The sequence below is a fragment of the Pseudomonas sp. LG1E9 genome (assembly GCF_003290225.1).
GTDB classification, from domain to species: domain Bacteria; phylum Pseudomonadota; class Gammaproteobacteria; order Pseudomonadales; family Pseudomonadaceae; genus Aquipseudomonas; species Aquipseudomonas cyclaminis.
Window position 1 is genome coordinate 5,558,682 of the sequence record NZ_CP029983.1, and the last position, 19,960, is coordinate 5,578,641.

At 60.4% G+C, this 19,960-nt stretch carries 12 protein-coding genes; 10 read left to right on the plus strand and 2 right to left on the minus strand.

Features of this window, described 5'->3' with window-relative positions; translation table 11 throughout:
- Positions 1-71 precede the first annotated feature (71 nt).
- A complete protein-coding gene (gene arcD, locus DNK50_RS25495) occupies positions 72-1,499 on the minus strand; it encodes an arginine-ornithine antiporter (protein ID WP_112196588.1) in 1,428 nt (475 codons plus the stop codon).
- 447 nt (positions 1,500-1,946) lie between these two features.
- On the opposite strand from arcD (DNK50_RS25495), the gene arcD (DNK50_RS25500) reads away from it, so the two are divergent.
- The 6 genes from arcD (DNK50_RS25500) (at position 1,947) to DNK50_RS25525 (ending at position 8,700) form a co-directional block, all read left to right on the plus strand.
- On the plus strand, positions 1,947-3,374 hold the full coding sequence (gene arcD / locus DNK50_RS25500) for an arginine-ornithine antiporter (protein WP_099585474.1): 1,428 nt from the start codon (positions 1,947-1,949) through the stop codon (positions 3,372-3,374).
- 24 nt (positions 3,375-3,398) lie between these two features.
- A complete protein-coding gene (gene arcA, locus DNK50_RS25505; RefSeq protein WP_112196589.1) occupies positions 3,399-4,655 on the plus strand; it encodes an arginine deiminase in 1,257 nt (418 codons plus the stop codon).
- Between the two features lie 12 nt (positions 4,656-4,667).
- Positions 4,668-5,678 carry an ornithine carbamoyltransferase gene (locus DNK50_RS25510; RefSeq protein ID WP_071484378.1) on the plus strand — a complete coding sequence of 337 codons (1,011 nt, stop codon included), beginning with the start codon at positions 4,668-4,670 and terminating at the stop codon, positions 5,676-5,678.
- A 96-nt stretch (positions 5,679-5,774) separates the two neighbouring features.
- The gene (gene arcC, locus DNK50_RS25515) at positions 5,775-6,704 is read left to right on the plus strand and encodes a carbamate kinase (RefSeq protein WP_112196590.1); all 930 of its coding nucleotides are present in this window, start codon (positions 5,775-5,777) and stop codon (positions 6,702-6,704) included.
- Positions 6,705-6,722: 18 nt separating this feature from the next.
- A complete protein-coding gene (locus DNK50_RS25520; protein ID WP_112196591.1) occupies positions 6,723-7,085 on the plus strand; it encodes a DUF5064 family protein in 363 nt (120 codons plus the stop codon).
- Between the two features lie 106 nt (positions 7,086-7,191).
- Complete coding sequence (locus DNK50_RS25525; protein ID WP_099585479.1) at positions 7,192-8,700, plus strand: sigma-54-dependent transcriptional regulator; 1,509 nt, start codon at positions 7,192-7,194, stop codon at positions 8,698-8,700.
- Positions 8,701-8,709: 9 nt separating this feature from the next.
- Here the strand turns inward: DNK50_RS25525 and DNK50_RS25530 are convergent, their stop codons facing one another.
- On the minus strand, positions 8,710-13,371 hold the full coding sequence (locus DNK50_RS25530) for a dermonecrotic toxin domain-containing protein (protein WP_112196592.1): 4,662 nt from the start codon (positions 13,369-13,371) through the stop codon (positions 8,710-8,712).
- A 358-nt stretch (positions 13,372-13,729) separates the two neighbouring features.
- Between DNK50_RS25530 and gcvH the strand changes: the two genes are divergently transcribed.
- From gcvH to gcvT, 4 genes are all read left to right on the plus strand, one after another.
- Entirely contained in the window at positions 13,730-14,113 is a 384-nt protein-coding gene (gene gcvH, locus DNK50_RS25535; protein ID WP_057007158.1) for a glycine cleavage system protein GcvH, read from the plus strand.
- Positions 14,114-14,123: 10 nt separating this feature from the next.
- The gene (gene gcvP / locus DNK50_RS25540; RefSeq protein ID WP_112196593.1) at positions 14,124-16,961 is read left to right on the plus strand and encodes an aminomethyl-transferring glycine dehydrogenase; all 2,838 of its coding nucleotides are present in this window, start codon (positions 14,124-14,126) and stop codon (positions 16,959-16,961) included.
- Positions 16,962-17,050: 89 nt separating this feature from the next.
- Positions 17,051-18,427, plus strand: a complete 1,377-nt coding sequence (locus DNK50_RS25545; RefSeq protein ID WP_112196594.1) for an L-serine ammonia-lyase — start codon at positions 17,051-17,053, stop codon at positions 18,425-18,427.
- A gap of 38 nt (positions 18,428-18,465) precedes the next feature.
- Complete coding sequence (gene gcvT / locus DNK50_RS25550) at positions 18,466-19,590, plus strand: glycine cleavage system aminomethyltransferase GcvT (RefSeq protein WP_112196595.1); 1,125 nt, start codon at positions 18,466-18,468, stop codon at positions 19,588-19,590.
- The last annotated feature ends 370 nt before the right edge of the window (positions 19,591-19,960 follow it).

Sequence of the window (19,960 nt, forward strand, 5' to 3'; positions counted from 1 at the left end):
ATGTGACTGTGTTCACAAATCAAAATGTGGGAGGGAGCTTGCTCCCGATGGGGCAAGTACAGCCAACCCAATCATAACGAAAGAACCCCGCTGTACAGCCCATACGCCGCCAGCCCGGCACCGGCGATCACGCAACTGAAAATGCCTTTCTCCATGTGAGTAAACAACGGCCGCCCCTGTTCACGCTTGGCCAGGGCAAACAGGATCACGCCCGGCGCATAGAGCAGCGCCGACAGCAGCAAATACTTCAACCCCCCGGCGTAGAGCAGCCATACCGCGTAACTCAGGGCAATCACGCCCACCAACAGATCCTTGAATCGCTGACGCTGGGCACCTTCATAGGTTTCGCCGCGCCCGCTCAACAGCACCGCGTAGGCCGCCGACCACAGGTACGGCACCAGGATCATCGACGAAGCCAGGTAAATCAGCGTGGTGTAAGTGCTGTGGGAAAACAGCGTGATCACCAGAAAGACCTGAATCATCACATTGGTCAGCCACAGCGCATTGACCGGCACCTGGTTGACGTTTTCTTTCTTCAGGAACGCAGGCATGGTCTTGTCCTGGGCAGTCGCGTAGAGGATTTCCGCGCAGAGCAGCGCCCACGACAGCAATGCGCCCAACAGCGACACCGCCAGGCCGAGGCTGATCAGCATCGCGCCCCAAGGCCCGACGATATGCTCCAGCACGCCCGCCAGGGAGGGATTTTGCAGGTTGGCCAGTTCCGGTTGGCTCATGATCCCTAGGGACAGCACATTGACCAGCACCAGCAGCGCCAGCACGCCAAGAAAACCGATCACCGTAGCCCGGCCCACGTCCGAGCGTTTCTCGGCCCGCGCCGAATAGACGCTGGCGCCTTCGATGCCGATAAACACAAACACCGTGACCAGCATCATGTTGCGCACCTGGTCCACCACGCTGCCGAGCTGCGGGTTGCCCAGGCCCCAGATATCGCGGCTGAAGATATCGGCCTTGAACGCCACCGCTGCGATCACGATAAACATCAGCAGCGGCACGATCTTCGCCACAGTGGTGATCTGGTTGATGAACGCCGCCTCTTTGATCCCGCGCATCACCAGAAAATGCACGGCCCACAGCAGCACCGAGGCACAGCCGATGGCCACCGGCGTATTGCCCTGGCCGAACACCGGAAAAAAGTAGCCAAGGGTGCTGAACAGCAACACGAAGTAACCGACGTTGCCCATCCACGCGCTGATCCAATAACCCCAGGCCGACGAGAACCCCATGTAATCGCCAAAACCGGCCTTGGCGTAGGCATACACCCCGGAATCCAACTCGGGTTTGCGATTGGCCAGGGTCTGGAACACAAACGCCAAGGTGAGCATGCCGACGGCAGTGATTGCCCAGCCGATCAGAACGGCACCGACCTCGGCACGGGCGGCCATGTTTTGCGGCAGGGAGAAGATCCCCCCGCCAATCATAGAACCCACCACCAAGGCGATCAGGGCGCTGAGTCGAAGTTTCTGGGCCGGTTGGGACATGAACACTCCTGAAGAATTAACAGTTTTAGCTGACCACCGTGCACTCCACTAATTAACTCAGCGAGTGTAGCGGTTATTAGAGACAGCGATAAAACTGGCACACTCATAACCTAATGGCATGTCAACTCAACGCTATTCAGGCTTATTTATATTTTAAATACTGCATCACCTTTAACCTTTATAGCCAATACGTGAAGCGACGCTGAAAAGTTTGCACATCCGCAAAAACGGTCTAGCTTCAAACGTCCATAGCCCTGGCTAAATAATTAATTCCAATGGCGTAACCGCTCTGCACAGCGTGTTTCCGAGGATTCTTATCGCCCACGAGTTCCCACCCTAAGTCATTAATTCACAATGGAATGTGCCAATGAAGTGATCTGAGTCAGCTGTTTGATTAGCACACGGAATTATTCTGTGGTCTCTCTTCTCCTGCATTGGAGTTATGCAATGTCTGAATCTCCGGGAAAACTTCGATTAGGCGCGTTGGTTGCACTTGTCGTGGGTTCGATGATTGGCGGTGGGATCTTCTCCCTGCCGCAAAACATGGCCGCCAGCGCCGACGTCGGTGCGGTATTGATCGGTTGGGTGATTACTGCCATTGGCATGTTGACCCTCGCGTTCGTATTCCAGACCCTGGCCAACCGCAAGCCCAACCTCGATGGCGGCGTCTACGCCTACGCCAAGGCCGGCTTCGGTGATTACATGGGTTTCTCGTCGGCCTGGGGTTACTGGATCAGCGCCTGGCTGGGCAACGTCGGCTACTTCGTGCTGCTGTTCAGCACCCTCGGTTACTTCTTTCCGGTCTTTGGCGAAGGCAACACCCCCGCGGCCGTGATTGGCGCTTCGGTGTTGCTGTGGGCCGTGCATTTCCTGGTGCTGCGCGGGATCAAGGAAGCGGCGTTCATCAACCTGGTGACCACCGTCGCCAAGGTCGTGCCGCTGGTGCTGTTCGTGTTGATCGCGCTGTTTGCGTTCAAGCTGGAGATCTTCACCGCTGACATCTGGGGCGTGAAAAACCCGGACCTGGGCAGCGTGATGAACCAGGTGCGCAACATGATGCTGGTCACCGTGTGGGTGTTCATCGGCATCGAAGGCGCGAGCATCTTCTCGTCCCGTGCGGAAAAACGCTCCGACGTGGGCAAGGCCACTGTGATCGGCTTTATCACCGTGCTGCTGTTTTTGATGCTGGTGAATGTGTTGTCCCTCGGCATCATGACCCAACCGGAACTGGCCAAGCTGCAGAACCCGTCGATGGCTGCGGTGCTGGAGCATGTGGTCGGCCATTGGGGCGCGGTGTTGATCAGCGTCGGCTTGATCATCTCGCTGCTGGGGGCGTTGCTGTCGTGGGTGCTGCTGTGTGCGGAGATCATGTTCGCCGCCGCCAAGGACCACACCATGCCGGAGTTCCTGCGCAAGGAGAACGCCAACCACGTGCCGGTCAATGCGCTGTGGCTGACCAATGCCATGGTGCAACTGTTCCTGATCATCACCCTGTTTTCCGCCAGCACTTACCTGTCGCTGATCTACCTCGCCACCTCGATGATCCTGGTGCCCTACCTGTGGTCGGCGGCCTACGCGCTGCTGCTGGCGGTGCGCGGCGAGACCTACGAAAACGCCCTTAAAGAGCGCAGGAAAGACCTGTTCATCGGCGCCGTCGCGCTGATCTACGCGGTGTGGCTGCTCTATGCCGGCGGCACCAAATACCTGCTGCTCTCCGCCCTGCTCTATGCCCCCGGCGCAATCCTGTTCGCCAAGGCCAAGCGTGAGTTGGGCAAACCGATTTTCACCAACGTCGAGAAGCTGATTTTCGCCGCGGTAGTCATTGGCGCCCTGGTGGCTGCCTATGGCCTCTACGACGGCTTCCTGACTCTGTAATTGTTGCTCCTTGGAGGATCTGTAATGACCACGGAAAAAGTGAAGTACGGCGTACATTCCGAAGCCGGCAAACTGCGCAAAGTCATGGTGTGCTCCCCAGGCTTGGCCCACCAGCGGCTGACCCCCAACAACTGCGATGAACTGCTGTTCGATGACGTGTTGTGGGTGGCCCAGGCCAAGCGCGACCATTTCGACTTCGTGACCAAGATGCGCGAGCGGGATATTGATGTGCTGGAAATGCACAACCTGCTGACCGACATCGTTGCCAATCCCGAGGCCCTGGACTGGATCCTGGAACGCAAGATCACCGCCAACACCGTGGGCCTGGGCCTGGTCGAGGAAGTCGGCTCGTGGCTGCGCAGCCTGGAGCCGCGCAAGATCGCCGAGTACCTGATCGGCGGCGTATCGGCCGATGACCTGCCGAGCAGCTTCGGTGGCAAGACCATCGAGATGTTCCGCGATTTCCTCGGCCACGCCAGTTTCATTCTGCCGCCGTTGCCCAACACCCAGTTCACCCGCGACACCACCTGCTGGATCTACGGCGGCGTGACGCTCAACCCGATGTACTGGCCGGCGCGTCGCCAGGAAACCCTGCTGACCAGCGCCATCTACAAATTCCACCCTGAATTCACCAACGCCGACTTCCAGATCTGGTACGGCGACCCCGACCAGGAACATGGCGCCGCGACGCTGGAAGGCGGCGACGTGATGCCGATTGGCAATGGCGTGGTGCTGATCGGCATGGGCGAGCGCTCGTCCCACCAGGCCATCGGCCAACTGGCGCGCAATCTGTTCAAGAACAAGGCCGTGGAAAAAGTCATTGTGGCCGGCCTGCCCAAATCCCGCGCCGCAATGCACCTGGATACCGTGTTCAGCTTCTGCGACCGCGACCTGGTCACCGTCTTCCCCGAAGTGGTCAACCAGATCGTGCCGTTCACCCTGCGCCCTGACGAAAGCAAGCCACACGGCATCGACATCCAACGGGAGAAAACCAACTTCCTGGAAACCGTCGCCGCAGCGCTCAACCTCAAGGCGCTACGTGTCGTCGAGACCGGCGGCAACAGCTTCGCCGCCGAACGCGAGCAATGGGATGACGGTAACAACGTGGTGGCTGTGGAACCCGGCGTGGTGATCGGCTACGACCGCAACACCTACACCAACACGCTGCTGCGCAAGGCCGGGGTGGAAGTCATCACCATCAGTGCCGGTGAACTCGGCCGGGGCCGTGGCGGTGGCCACTGCATGACCTGCCCGATCATCCGCGACCCTATCGACTATTAAGGAGATTCCATCATGGCTTTCAATATGCGCAACCGCAGCCTGCTGTCGCTGATGCACCACACCACGCGCGAGCTGCACTACCTGCTGGACCTGTCCCGCGACCTCAAACGCGCCAAATACACCGGCACCGAGCGTCCGCACCTGAAGGGCAAGAACATCGCGCTGATCTTCGAAAAAACCTCGACCCGCACCCGCTGCGCGTTCGAAGTCGCGGCCCACGACCAAGGCGCTCACGTCACCTATATCGACCCGGTGTCGTCGCAGATCGGCCACAAGGAAAGCATGAAAGACACCGCCCGCGTGCTCGGTCGGATGTTCGATGCCATTGAATACCGTGGCTTCGAGCAGGAAATCGTCGAAGAACTGGCCAAGTTCGCCGGGGTGCCGGTGTTCAACGGCCTGACCGCCGAATTCCACCCGACGCAGATGATCGCCGACACCCTGACCATGCGCGAACACAGCGACAAGCCGCTGCATGACATCAGCTACGCCTACCTGGGCGACGCCCGTTACAACATGGGTAACTCGCTGCTGATGATCGGCGCCAAGCTCGGCATGGACGTGCGCATCGGCGCACCGAAAGCCCTGTGGCCCCATGAAGATTTCATCAAGCAATGCCAGGCATTTGCCGAGGAAAGCGGCGCACGCATCACCATCACCGAAGACCCGAAAGAAGCCGTGAAGGGCGTGGACTTCATCCACACCGACATCTGGGTGTCCATGGGCGAGCCGGTGGAGGCATGGGACGAGCGCATCGAGCAACTGCTGCCGTACCAGGTCAACGCCAAGATGATGAAAGCCTCGGGCAACCCTCGGGTGAAGTTCATGCACTGCCTGCCGGCGTTCCACAACAGCGAAACCAAGGTCGGCAAGGACATCGCCGCGCGGTATCCGAACCTGGCAAACGGCGTGGAAGTGACCGAGGAAGTCTTCGAGTCGCCGGCCAACATCGCCTTTGAGCAAGCGGAAAACCGCATGCATACCATCAAGGCGATCCTGGTGTCGGCGCTGGCGGATATCTAACTCTCACTGTCGGAACACAATAAAATGTGGGAGGGGGCTTGCCCCCTCCCACATTGTGCCTTGTGTCCCAAAGCTGAATTCTAGAAGGATCGTATTATGCGCATCGTCGTAGCCCTGGGCGGCAACGCCCTCCTGCGCCGTGGTGAACCCATGACGGCGGACAATCAACGCGCCAACATCCGCATCGCCACCGAACAGATTGCCAAGATCCACCCCGGCAACGAGTTGGTGATTGCTCACGGCAATGGCCCGCAAGTCGGCCTGCTGTCCCTGCAAGCCGCCGCCTACACCCAGGTTTCACCGTATCCACTGGACGTGCTGGGCGCCGAAACCGAAGGCATGATCGGCTATATCATCGAACAAGAACTGGGCAACCTGCTGGACTTTGAGGTGCCGTTCGCCACGCTGCTGACCCAGGTGGAAGTGGACGCCAAGGACCCGGCATTCCAGAACCCGACCAAGCCGATCGGCCCGGTCTACTCCAAGGCCGACGCGGAAAAACTGGCGGCCGAAAAAGGCTGGGCGATTGCCCCCGATGGCGATAAATACCGCCGGGTGGTAGCCAGCCCACGCCCCAAACGCATCTTTGAGATTCGCCCGATCAAGTGGCTGCTGGAAAAAAGCAGCATCGTGATTTGCGCCGGCGGTGGCGGGATCCCGACCCTGTACGGCGAAGACGGCAAACTGCGCGGCGTCGAAGCTGTCATCGACAAAGACCTGTGCTCGTCGCTATTGGCCTCGCAACTGGACGCCGATTTGCTGGTGATTGCCACCGATGTCAACGCCGCTTTTATCGACTTCGGCAAGCCGACCCAGAAAGCCATCGGCCAGGCGCACCCGGACGAAATGGAAAAACTCGGCTTCGCCGCCGGCTCCATGGGCCCCAAGGTCCAGGCCGCCTGTGAGTTCGCCCGCCAGACTGGCAAAACCGCAGTGATCGGTTCACTCTCGGACATCGAAGCCATCGTCCAGGGCAGCGCCGGCACGCGCATCAGCACGGCAACACCTGGCATCACCTATCTGTGAAGTAGAGGAGATACGCCTATGGCCACCTTTAAACCCGGTCACCTGCATATCGAACGTCACGCGCTCAACAATAACGATGTCAGCTACGACCTTTGCCTGGACTACGAAGTCGTCACACATGAGGCGGAAGGCAAAGGCATGCAATTCACCCTGCACGGCAACATCCAGGGCAAGGACGTGAAGGAAACCTTTTTCCTCCCCAAGGACCAGGCTTACAACTTCGCCAGCAATGTGACCAAGATCGTCGAGAAATACGGCATTCCCAAGACCCACAGCAGCGTCGGCTCGCAACACAAGCATTACGACATGATGTTCGAAGATGTGCGGCATCAACTGGATATGAAATCCGGTGATCCGGTCAAACCCGAACACCTGGAGTAACGCGGAACAAGTGTGGGAGGGGGCTCGCCCCTCCCACATTTTTTGATCTGCATCGCCTGTCAGGCATACTTGCGGCCTCTCGCACCTCAGAATCGTCAGCCACTGCATGCGTATCCACGTCAGCTTCATCGACCGCGTCGGCATTACCCAGGAAGTCCTGGCCTTGCTTGGTGGGCGCAATCTCAACCTGGATGCGGTGGAAATGGTACCGCCCAACGTCTACATCGACGCCCCGACCCTCAGCGCCGAGGTGCTCGAAGAGCTGCGCGACGCACTGTTCAGCGTACACGGCGTGCGGGCGGTGAAGGTGGTGGACATCCTCCCCGGCCAACGCCGCCACCTGCAACTCGACGCCCTGCTGGCGGCCATGACCGACCCGGTGCTGGCCCTGGACAGCGCGGGCACGATCCTGCTGGCCAACCCGGCGCTGATTGCCCTGTACGGGCGTGAACCGGCCGGGGAAAGCATCGCAGAGCTGTTCAATGACCCGGCGCTGCTCGATACCTTGTTGGAAAACGGCTTTCGCCTGCCCCTGCGCGAGATCAGCGTCAACGGCCAGACCCTCCTGCTGGACGCTACACCGATCACCGATGCCGGCGCCCTGCTCACCCTTTACCAGCCAAACCGCATCGGTGAACAACTCTCGGCGCTGCACCATGACCATGCCGAAGGCTTTGACGCACTGCTGGGCGAGTCGCCGGCGATCCGTACCCTCAAGGCCCGCGCGCAACGGGTGGCCGCGCTGGATGCACCGCTGTTGATCCAGGGCGAAACCGGCACCGGCAAGGAGTTGGTGGCGCGGGCCTGCCATGCCATCAGTACGCGCCACAGTGCGCCGTTCCTGGCGTTGAACTGCGCCGCGCTGCCGGAGAACCTCGCCGAAAGCGAGTTGTTCGGCTACGCCCCCGGCGCCTTTACCGGCGCCCAGCGCGGCGGCAAGCCGGGGCTGATGGAGTTGGCCAACCAGGGCACGGTGTTCCTCGATGAAATCGGCGAAATGTCGCCGTATTTACAAGCCAAGCTGCTGCGTTTTCTCAACGACGGCAGTTTCCGCCGGGTGGGCGGCGACCGCGAAGTGAAGGTCAATGTGCGCATCCTCAGCGCCACCCACCGCAACCTGGAAAAAATGGTCAGCGAAGGCACCTTTCGTGAAGACCTGTTCTATCGCCTCAATGTGCTCAACGTCGAGGTGCCGCCCCTGCGCGAACGCGGCCAGGACATTCTGTTGCTGGCCCGCTACTTCATGCAGCAGGCCTGCGCACAGATCCAGCGCCCGGTGTGCCGCCTGGCGCCCGGTACCTATCCGGCGCTGTTGGGCAACCGTTGGCCGGGCAATGTGCGCCAGTTGCAGAACGTCATCTTCCGCGCCGCCGCCATTTGCGAAAGCAGCCTGGTGGACATCGGCGACCTGGACATCGCCGGGACCTCGGTGGCCCGCCAAAGCGACGGTGAAATCGACAGCCTCGAACAGGCCGTCGAAGACTTCGAACGCAGCCTGCTGGAGAAGCTCTACACCAGCTATCCCTCCACACGACAGCTGGCCAGCCGCTTGCAGACCTCCCACACCGCCATCGCCCACCGCTTGCGCAAGTACGGCATTCCCGGCAAACCCTGAACCCACTCATCACCAGAATGAGCGCCGCCCGCGGTGCTTGACCGAGCCCGTTGTGTTGAAGAACAACTGCGCGGCCTTAGGTGCACTGATGCGCGAATAGTAGATCTCGATAACATCCCTGTCGGTTTTGTCCGCGAGGCTGCGGAAACTCATGAAGCGCTGCTCCGGCCGTTTCAAATGGCCGGCGTTGTAGGCGGTGTCAGGTGCGGTGGGCGTCGAGTAATGAAAATGCGCATACGCCAGAACCTTGCCCTGCTTGTCCTTGACCACATACTCCTGCAAAAAATCATCGACACGCTTGAGTGCGATACGGCCCTCAATGCGCAGTATCTGCACCTGATCCTGGGCCTGGAGCCAGGCAATCCCGTCCTCATCGGGCGGCAGACGTTTGATCATGTCGATACGCATCCGACGTCCCGCCTCCAGATAACGGCGCGCAGCCTGCTCCAACTCATCGAGCAGCGCCTGGGACGCGGTATCGGGGGTTGAGGGCAACGCCTTGCGAATTTTCTCGGCAACCGCCTGGATAGTCGTGGATTGACGTATCAACCGCGTCTCGACACTGTCCGGCAAACTGGAGCCAAGAGCCTCGGCACGCGCCTGCTGCAACACGATGGGTTCCCTGTCCAACAACCGACGGGCGTCGCCCTTGAGGTTTTCCAGTGAGCGTGTCGGGCGTGGTACGGGCGCCGTCGCCTCGATAACCGGTTCAAAGTCATTGGAGCTGGGGCTACGCCGAAAGCTGGTCTGTACGCGCTTATCGATGGGATTGAGGATATCCACGATCTCATCATCCGATTCGGGCGTGCGGGCCCTTACCTTCCCGAGCTGATAGCGATTTTTCCGGTCGCGAAACAAACGTTTGTCGGCACTGAGCACCGACACTGGTTGAGGCGCGCAATGTTCCTCCTGTTCGCGAAGCAGCCCCGACAAAGACTGCGCCGCTTGCTGCCCCAACTCTTCGAGCAAACGGCTCAGTTGTTCGATAACACGCTCGTCAACCACGTCAGCGGCCATATCACCGTACTCCCGCACCCCTGCCTGAGACCGGCGATACTCCCTGGCAATCGCTTCATACCCATTGATTCGTTGCTGCATGCTCAGCAAACCGGGCTCTTGCAAGGTTTTTTGCGACTGAATCGATTGGATCGCCTCACCTAGCAACCCGTGAACCTGCTCGAAGGGCGCAGACTCTTCAGAGGACGGCAAACGGCGCAGCACTGCCCCATATAAAGCCTTTAATTGCATGGACTGCCAGTCCAGAGGCGTGCCCATATCCGAGGGGGCCTTTAAATGTGCATACGGCTCAAACCCAGGCACGCCCATCAATCGCTCACGGGCATTCTGCTCCAGCGTACTCAGTTCGATCAGTTGAACGTTGTACCCTGCGATCGTCCGCGAGGATTGAACAAAGGTGCGATGTGCCGCTTGGGCAATAACCTCGTCGGCGCCATCCATTTGCGCGTCCAACTCAATCAAACGCTCATCGGGAAGAATTGCGTCTGCCCGCACGTTGATCACCACCGTCATCTGGTCGCGCAAGTTCTCGATCATGGCCTCCAACTGCTTCATCTTCTCCCGCTCGAAAGCACTCACAGGTTTGTGGGTGTTCAGTGCATTCAACGCATTTATCCTGTCGCACTGCAGCCGGTATTCGTTTTCCAACTCGATCAAATACTCGGTGCTGATGTCGCGCCGTTGGTGATCAGTGAACGTAGTGGCGCCCGCAGCGTGAGCCTCTTTGTAACGCTTCTGGGCCTGCGCCACCCGAGACAGGACCTCAGCGAGCCTGGCTGACGCGCGGTCGTAGTCACCCTCCAGTCTGCGGTTTTCATTCTGAAGGTGCAGACGCCGCTCGGCGGCCGTGGTCTTTTTTGGCTGCCCGCCGAGCAATCGCAGGCCCAGGTCAATCTTCCAGATACCTTTTGAGTCTTGCCTGAGCCATGGGCCCAAGCGTTGGTTGTTTCTCAAGTCGGCGATCCGCCAGCGATCGCCATCGGGCTTGACGCCATATAGCTTGCTGTCTATCAGCGTGTAATCCTGATGACGGCCTTGGACCCTCACCCGACCGCGCACAGGACTGTCTGTCGAGATCACGCTGGGGTTTGCAGGCCAGGTTTCCCCCGGTTCTGGCGACCATTGGAAGGTTTCGAGCTGTGCTCGCTGCGCCGTGTCAAGCTTGAGCCGAGAGTTGGCCCAGGCATAATCCATGGCCGTGATATCTGCGTGTGAACGCTGCCAAGCGAATTTCCACACGGGTTCAAGCGTGTGGCTGACCGGAATTACCTCCGAACCTTGGGCCGCACCTGTCGTCACGGTTTTGATCGCGTCCAGGCGTAAACGCTGATCCAGCGTGACCACGGGGCTCATCAGCAGGCCGGCCACACTGCCCATCAGCTCGGCAAGGGCATTGGCAGTCTCTTCCCGACTGGCCTGTGCCGGTAACGCCAGCACTGTGCGAAAGGTCCTGAAGGTTTGGAACAGCCAGCCCGCTACCGCCACAGGCCCTCTGATCATGGGCAACAGCGCATTGAACAACTGCCAGAGATCATTCTTGAACACGGTCCAGCGCAATGCCTCGTTGGAAGCAGATTGCTTCATGGCAAGCTGCCACAGGCTTTTGGCGTTTTCATTGAAGACGGTCGTCAGAAAATCGCCCTGCACCAATGCATCGCTGAGCAGCGCCGGGCTAGAGCCGGGCAGCGCGTCGTATTCATCGCCCTGAAGAAACCGCTGAACATGGGGGTTCACAAAGCCGCCATTGCCAAACATGGCCCGGCTGCCATCCGGCAAACGCTGCAGCACCAGGCATTGCAGGTCGCTGCCCACTCGCGCGATCTCGTCGAGCAACGCCTGGCGACTGGCAAACTGTTGTAAAACCGCTTCGGTGTGATCCGGGCGATAAAGAATGTGCGGCAACTGGCCGTTGTCACGCGGGCCGATGACATACAGGTTGTCCGTTTGATGGGCACGCCCCCCGGCGTGCACCAGGAACGCCAGCGGCCGGGCCACTATCACTTCACCGTCGATCACGCGCTTTTGCGGATCGCCCTGCAACATCGCTTGCACCACCAAGGCGCCAGCGCGGGTAAAACCGTAGCGCTGGCGCAGGCTGTGTTCAAAGGCGAGCATCGGCAACTGGATCGCCATCTGATCAACGAACAATCGCCGCCGCCGTGCGGACTCCGCCGGGTCGGCGATCAACGCGTGCTCAAGCAGCGCGGGGTAGTGCTTACCCACATCCACGCTTTCGATCAGGTGCTTGAGGTATGCCGGGGTGATCCGGCCGGGCACCTGGCCCGGCATGGCCTGGTTGCTGATCTGCACACGGGCATAGGCCGTGGCGAAGGGGTTTTCCAACGACCATTGGGTCAAGGTCCTGGAGGTGCGTTGCGTCCAGCCGACGGTGGCGCCCTGGGTGCGCTCGAAGGTCAGGAGGTAATCGTCCGGGTTAATGGGCGCTTGAGTGGGGTAGTCCAGGCGCATTTGCCGTTGCAGCGCTTTGCGTGCATACACATCGATAGGGTCGAGGCCCTCCAGGAACGACGCTCCACCGGTGGCTCGCTGCAGGTGCTCCAGGCGTTCGAGCCACTGGCCATAAACCAGGCGATCAGCACGGTTGGCTAGTTGCAGCCAGACAGGCAACTGTTCTTCATGAGGTTGCTGAAGGTAATCAGGATCGAACCAGGCCAACGGCGACGTGAGTTTGATGAACAGCTGTTCATAGCTGCTGATGTAGGGAAGTGCCGACCAGTCGAGACGATAAACGTTGCGAAGCTGACGCTCGAGCAAGGTCTGGGCCAAGGCATCGAACACATTACCGTCGGGCTCACGAAGCACCCAGTTGATGGGCATGCCAGGCCGGTAGTGGTTCATATAGCGAGGCAACAGGTTACCCAACGCGTCCAGGGTATCGAGCTTCAGCAGGTTCATCGCCGGGACGTAAACCAAGCTGATCTGTTGCCCCAGAACCCGACGCTGCAGGACCAGCAGTGGCAACCACTCGCCCGCGCGCTCTGCCTGCACGGCATACACCTGATAGATATGCAGCGCATCGGGGCTGCCCACCACCTCTCGATCCGCCCGATATCCCCATAGCACGGTCTCCTCGACACCCAGCCCCAGCAACGACTGCGCGTGCTCGGGCAGCAGCGGTGGATTTTGCCGCGCCGTGAGCAGGCATGCTCGCAACTGGCTGCCAACCGCGTTCCAACGGCTGCGGGCCGGATCGTGAGGCACGCGGGCATTCCAATAGTCCACCAACCGCTGGCCAAACCCCACGAGCACGCCGGGGGCCAGGGTGTTGAGCATCAATTCGATGTCGTCCACGCTGATGGCTTGGGTCACCGGTTGGAACACCTCCTCTCCCAAACGGATCAACAACTGATGATGGCCTGGCGTGTAGTTCAACGCTTCGCCGCTCATGCAGCGTTTGATCAGCGCATCGCTCAAGGTGATGAGCTGCGTGTAGCGACCGCCTGGCTGTATCACACCGATCCAGCTGTTGCTCGCCTGCAGACGGGATTCGGTAAACCACTCGCCTATCCACGCCTGGATCATTGATTGGGCCACCTGAGTCAGGCTCAGGCGGTGGGCAAACAGTTTGGATAAGTAATCGCGGGACTTCCGGGCCTGGGTGGCCTCCGGGGGATTTGCAGTTGAAGCACGCATGGATCGCATCCTGATAACGAGATGAGTGCACGTTAAAACGCGGGCAGGCGGGCATTACGGTAGATAGATCTCCTTGGCAGCGCCAAAAGCGACGCCGACCCGTACTGAAAGCGCTACAGCGTAACGATTTCGCTACAACCCTAGTTTTTGCACGCCATGCAACGCTTTGATCCACATAGGCTTTTTTTACCCGGCCCGACTGTAGCGAAATCGCTACAGCCAAAACGCATAGGCTTATAACCCTATTGGTTAACCTTTTGATTTATAACAACTTATTTGGATTGGCCGCGATCTTGCTAAGCAACTTCCCATTATTTCAATCCCGTCCACCAGACGAATCTGGCCCCGAGGAGTTTCCATGAGCGAGTTGCGTTTCACTGAAGATCACGAATGGCTGCGCGCCGAAGCTGACGGCAGCGTCACCGTGGGTATCACCGCTTTTGCGCAGAACGCGCTGGGTGATGTGGTTTTCGTGCAACTGCCGGAGTTGCAGGCCTACGCCAAGGGCGCTGAAGCGTCCACCGTGGAATCGGTAAAAGCCGCCAGCGGCGTGTACATGCCATTGGACGGTGAAGTGCTGGAAGTGAACGACAAACTCGACGGCAGCCCGGAGCTGGTCAACGAAGACCCGATGGGCGAAGGCTGGTTCTTCCGCTTTAAACCGGCCGACGCCGAGGCTGTAGCTAAACTGTTGGATCAGGATGCGTACGACCGCCTGATCAAAGCCAACGCTGAAGCCTGAGGAGCGCGCCATGACTGTTAATTTGAGCACCGCCAACGAATTCATCGCCCGCCACATCGGCCCGCGCCAGGAAGATGAGCAGCAAATGCTCGCCAGCCTGGGCTTTGACTCCCTGGAAGCCTTGAGCGCCAGCGTGATCCCGGAAAGCATCAAGGGCACCAGCGTGCTCGGCCTGGAAGACGGCCTGAGCGAAGCCGAGGCCCTGGCCAAGATCAAGGCCATTGCCAGCCAGAACCAACTGTTCAAGACCTACATCGGCCAGGGCTACTACAACTGCCACACGCCATCGCCGATCCTGCGCAACCTCCTGGAAAACCCGGCCTGGTACACCGCCTACACACCTTACCAGCCAGAAATTTCCCAAGGCCGCCTGGAAGCGCTGCTGAACTTCCAGACCCTGATCAGCGACCTCACCGGCCTGCCGATTGCCAACGCATCCTTGCTCGACGAAGCCACCGCCGCCGCCGAAGCCATGACCTTCTGCAAGCGCTTGAGCAAGAACAAAGGCAGCAACGCCTTCTTCGCCTCGGTGCACAGCCATCCGCAGACCCTCGACGTGCTGCGCACCCGCGCCGAGCCGCTGGGTATCGAGGTGGTAGTCGGCGACGAGCGTGAACTGACCGACGTGAGCCCGTTTTTCGGCGCCCTGCTGCAATACCCGGCGAGCAACGGTGACGTATTCGACTACCGCGCGCTGACCGAGCGCTTCCACACCGCCAACGCCCTGGTGGCCGTGGCTGCCGACCTGCTGGCCCTGACCCTGCTGACCCCGCCGGGTGAGTTCGGCGCCGACGTGGCCATCGGCAGCGCGCAACGCTTCGGCGTGCCGCTGGGTTTTGGTGGCCCGCACGCGGCGTATTTCTCCACCAAGGATGCGTTCAAGCGCGATATGCCTGGCCGTTTGGTCGGTGTGTCCGTTGACCGTTTCGGCAAGCCGGCCCTGCGCCTGGCCATGCAGACCCGCGAGCAACATATCCGCCGTGAGAAAGCCACCAGCAACATCTGCACCGCCCAAGTGCTGCTGGCCAACATCGCCAGCATGTATGCCGTGTACCACGGGCCCAAAGGCCTGACTCAGATTGCCCAGCGCATTCACCAGTTGACCGCGATCCTGGCCAAGGGCCTGACCGCCCTGGGCTTGAAGGTCGAGCAGGAACACTTCTTCGACACCCTCACACTCAACACCGGCGCCAACACCGCCGCGCTGCACGACAAGGCCCGCGCCCAGCGCATCAACCTGCGTGTGGTGGATGCCGAGCGTGTCGGCCTGTCGGTGGATGAAACCACCACCCAAGCCGATATCGAAACCCTGTGGTCGATCTTTGCCGACGGCAAGGCCCTGCCCGCCTTCGCCGCCACTGAGAGCACCCTGCCAGCCGCGCTGCTGCGCCAGTCGCCGATCCTCAGCCACCCGGTGTTCAACCGCTACCACTCGGAAACCGAGCTGATGCGCTACCTGCGCAAGCTGGCGGATAAAGACCTGGCCCTGGACCGCACCATGATCCCGTTGGGCTCGTGCACCATGAAGCTCAACGCCGCCAGCGAAATGATCCCGGTGACCTGGGCCGAATTCGGTGCCCTGCACCCGTTCGCCCCAGCCGCACAAAGCGCCGGCTACCTGCAACTGACCTCCGACCTGGAAGCCATGCTCTGCGCAGCCACCGGTTATGACGCGATCTCGCTGCAGCCGAACGCCGGCTCCCAAGGTGAATACGCTGGCCTGCTGGCCATCCGTGCCTATCACCAGAGCCGTGGCGAAGAACGCCGCGACATCTGCCTGATCCCCTCGTCGGCCCACGGCACCAACCCGGCGACCGCCAACATGGCCGGCATGCGCGTCGTCGTCACCGCCTGCGACGCCCGTGGCAACGTGGACATCGAAGACCTGCGCGCCAAAGCTATCGAGCACCGCGAGCACCTCGCCGCGCTGATGATCACCTACCCGTCCACCCACGGTGTGTTCGAAGAAGGCATCCGCGAAATCTGCGGCGTCATCCACGACAACGGCGGCCAGGTCTACATCGATGGCGCCAACATGAACGCCATGGTTGGCCTGTGCGCACCGGGCAAGTTCGGTGGCGACGTGTCCCACCTGAACCTGCACAAGACGTTCTGCATCCCCCACGGCGGTGGCGGCCCGGGCGTTGGCCCGATTGGTGTCAAATCCCACCTCACGCCATTCCTGCCGGGCCACGCGGCCATGGCACGCAAGGAAGGCGCGGTCTGCGCGGCACCGTTCGGCAGTGCGAGCATTCTGCCGATCACCTGGATGTACATCAGCATGATGGGCGGCGCGGGCCTCAAGCGCGCTTCGCAGTTGGCGATCCTGAATGCCAACTACATCTCCCGTCGCCTGGAAGAGCACTACCCCGTGCTCTACACCGGCAGCAACGGCCTGGTGGCGCACGAATGCATCCTCGACCTGCGCCCACTCAAAGACAGCAGCGGCATCAGTGTGGATGACGTGGCCAAGCGGCTGATCGACTTCGGCTTCCACGCACCGACCATGTCGTTCCCGGTGGCCGGCACCTTGATGATCGAGCCGACCGAAAGTGAATCCAAGGAAGAACTGGACCGCTTCTGCGACGCCATGATCGCCATCCGCGAAGAAATCCGCGCAGTGGAAAACGGCACGCTGGACAAGGACGATAACCCGCTGAAGAACGCACCGCACACGGCGGCGGAACTGGTGGGCGAATGGAGCCACCCCTACAGCCGTGAGCAAGCGGTGTACCCGGTTGTCTCGCTGATCGAAGGCAAGTACTGGCCGCCGGTTGGCCGGGTCGACAACGTGTTTGGGGATCGCAACCTGGTGTGTGCGTGCCCGTCAATCGAGAGCTACGCATAATCTGAGGACGCACTCAGTCAAAATGTGGGAGGGGGCTTGCCCCCTCCCACATTTGACCACCTCAATAATAAGAAACCGGAGAACAACTCATGTCTTTAAGCGTGTTCGACCTGTTCAAGATTGGCATCGGCCCCTCCAGTTCCCACACCGTCGGCCCGATGCGCGCCGCTGCCCGCTTCGTCGAAGGCCTCAAGCGCGACAACCTGCTGACCACCACCTGCAGCATCAAGGTGGAGCTTTATGGATCCCTCGGCGCCACCGGCAAAGGCCACGGCAGCGACAAAGCCGTGCTGCTGGGCCTCGAAGGCGAACACCCGGACACCGTAAACACTGAAACCGTGGCCGCCCGCCTGGCGCAGATGCGCAAGGATGGCCGCCTGAACCTGCTCGGCGAACACAGCATTGCGTTCAACGAGAAAGAACACCTGGCGATGATTCGCAAACCCCTCGCCTACCACCCCAACGGCATGATTTTCCGTGCCTTCGACGCCGCCAACATCCAGATCCGCAGCCGCGAGTACTACTCGGTGGGCGGCGGTTTTGTGGTGGATGAAGACGCCGCCGGCGCCGACCGGATTGTCGAAGATGCCACGCCGCTGACCTTCCCTTTCAAGCACGCCAAGGACTTGCTCGGTCATTGCGCCACCTACGGCCTGTCCATCAGCCAGGTGATGCTGACCAATGAAAGTGCCTGGCGCCCGGAAGCCGAAACCCGCGCCGGCTTGCTGAAGATCTGGCAGGTGATGCAGGACTGCGTCGACGCCGGATGCCGCAATGAAGGGATCCTGCCCGGCGGCTTGAAGGTAAAACGCCGCGCTGCCGCGTTGCATCGCCAACTGTGCAAGCACCCGGAATCGGCGCTGCGCGATCCGTTGTCGGTGCTCGATTGGGTCAACCTGTACGCGCTGGCGGTCAACGAGGAAAACGCCAATGGCGGGCGCGTGGTGACGGCGCCCACCAACGGTGCGGCCGGGATCATTCCGGCGGTGCTGCATTACTACATGCGCTTTATCCCGGGCGCGAACGAAGACGGCGTGGTGCGTTTCCTGCTCACCGCCGCCGCCATCGGGATTTTGTACAAGGAAAATGCGTCGATCTCCGGGGCTGAAGTCGGTTGCCAGGGCGAAGTCGGCGTAGCCTGCTCCATGGCCGCAGGCGCTTTGTGCGAAGTGCTGGGCGGCAGCGTGTCCCAAGTGGAAAACGCTGCCGAAATCGGCATGGAACACAACCTCGGCCTGACCTGCGACCCGATTGGCGGATTGGTGCAAGTGCCCTGCATCGAGCGCAATGCCATGGGCTCAGTCAAGGCCATCAACGCCGTGCGCATGGCCTTGCGCGGCGACGGTCAGCATTTCGTCTCGCTGGACAAGGTCATCCGCACCATGCGCCAGACCGGCGCCGATATGAAAAGCAAATACAAGGAAACCGCCCGTGGCGGTTTGGCGGTCAACATTATCGAGTGCTGACGCCCAAGGCGCGGCAGCACGTTTTTCAGGAGCTGAATATGTCCACCGAAACCCTGTTGAAAACCCCATTGCACGCCCTGCACATCGAATTGGGGGCGCGTATGGTGCCCTTCGCCGGCTATGAAATGCCGGTACAGTACCCGTTGGGTGTGATGAAGGAACACCTGCACACCCGTGAACAGGCCGGGTTATTTGACGTGTCCCACATGGGCCAGATCCGCCTCACCGGCGCCAACGCGGCCAAGGCCCTGGAAACCCTGGTGCCGGTCGACATCATTGACCTGCCGGTGGGCATGCAGCGCTACGCGATGTTCACCAACGAGCAAGGCGGCATCCTCGACGACTTGATGGTCGCCAACCTGGGCAACGACGAACTGTTCCTGGTGGTCAACGCCGCCTGCAAGGACCAGGACCTGGCGCACCTGCGCAAACATATTGGCGATCAGTGCACCATCGAGCCACTGTTCGAAGAACGCGCCCTGCTCGCCCTGCAAGGCCCGGCGGCAGTGAAGGTGCTGGCGCGCCTGGCGCCGGAAGTGACCGGGATGACCTTTATGCAGTTCGCCTCCCTGCGCCTGCTGGGCGTGGATTGCTACGTCAGCCGCTCCGGTTATACCGGTGAAGACGGCTTTGAAATCTCCGTACCTGCCGCCAATGCCGAAAGCCTGGCGCGCAGCCTGCTGGCCGAAAGCGAAGTACAGGCCATCGGCCTGGGCGCCCGCGACTCCCTGCGCCTGGAAGCTGGTCTGTGCCTGTACGGCCATGACATGAACACCGAGACCACGCCGATTGAAGCCAGCCTGCTGTGGGCGATCTCCAAGGCCCGTCGCGCCGATGGCCCGCGTGCCGGCGGCTTCCCGGGTGCCGACCAGATCTTCACCCAGCAGCAGACCGGTGTGAGCCGCAAGCGCGTCGGCCTGCTACCCCAGGAACGCACCCCGGTACGCGAAGGCGCCGAGATTGTCGACGCGCAGGGCACGGTGATCGGTAGCGTCTGCAGCGGCGGCTTTGGCCCAAGCCTCGGCGGCCCGTTGGCCATGGGTTACCTAGACAGCGCGTTTATCGCACTGGATACCGAAGTCTCTGCGTTGGTGCGTGGGAAAAAGGTGCCACTTCGTGTAAGTAAAATGCCATTCGTGCCACAGCGTTACTACCGTGGTTGATTGACTGTTCCTATAAGTAACGCGGTTGCGTTAACGTGCACTAATCTGTAACGCAACCGCCATAAAACAGTGCACTCACGATAGTCATTTTTATAGGTGTCCACCTATAACAAGTGACCAACTCTATCGAATAAGTCGGTTCCGGATTATTCAACCAAGCGTCATCAAACCGAGCAAAACCTGGGGTTTTCCAGGGCTTGTTTTTTTCATATTAGTTGGCGTAGAGTTTGCCCACTGTGTTTGCATGGGTCGCTTGGAACCTGGACCTGGGCAGTAGCTGAAGTCGTTATGCTACAACCCGTTCGACGTCTCTTACTTTCCTGCAACCCAGCCCAGTACTCTTTCATGTGAAAGGGGCTGTCATTAATTT

Bases quoted from the DNA above. Each gene is read 5' to 3' on its own strand.
- DNK50_RS25525 (WP_099585479.1), top strand. From the start codon at position 7,192: ATGCGTATCCACGTCAGCTTCATCGACCGCGTCGGCATTACCCAGGAA.
- arcA (WP_112196589.1), top strand. From the start codon at position 3,399: ATGACCACGGAAAAAGTGAAGTACGGCGTACATTCCGAAGCCGGCAAA.
- gcvH (WP_057007158.1), top strand. From the start codon at position 13,730: ATGAGCGAGTTGCGTTTCACTGAAGATCACGAATGGCTGCGCGCCGAA.
- arcD (WP_112196588.1), bottom strand. From the start codon at position 1,499: ATGTCCCAACCGGCCCAGAAACTTCGACTCAGCGCCCTGATCGCCTTG.
- DNK50_RS25510 (WP_071484378.1), top strand. From the start codon at position 4,668: ATGGCTTTCAATATGCGCAACCGCAGCCTGCTGTCGCTGATGCACCAC.
- arcC (WP_112196590.1), top strand. From the start codon at position 5,775: ATGCGCATCGTCGTAGCCCTGGGCGGCAACGCCCTCCTGCGCCGTGGT.
- arcD (WP_099585474.1), top strand. From the start codon at position 1,947: ATGTCTGAATCTCCGGGAAAACTTCGATTAGGCGCGTTGGTTGCACTT.
- gcvP (WP_112196593.1), top strand. From the start codon at position 14,124: ATGACTGTTAATTTGAGCACCGCCAACGAATTCATCGCCCGCCACATC.
- gcvT (WP_112196595.1), top strand. From the start codon at position 18,466: ATGTCCACCGAAACCCTGTTGAAAACCCCATTGCACGCCCTGCACATC.
- DNK50_RS25545 (WP_112196594.1), top strand. From the start codon at position 17,051: ATGTCTTTAAGCGTGTTCGACCTGTTCAAGATTGGCATCGGCCCCTCC.
- DNK50_RS25530 (WP_112196592.1), bottom strand. From the start codon at position 13,371: ATGCGTGCTTCAACTGCAAATCCCCCGGAGGCCACCCAGGCCCGGAAG.
- DNK50_RS25520 (WP_112196591.1), top strand. From the start codon at position 6,723: ATGGCCACCTTTAAACCCGGTCACCTGCATATCGAACGTCACGCGCTC.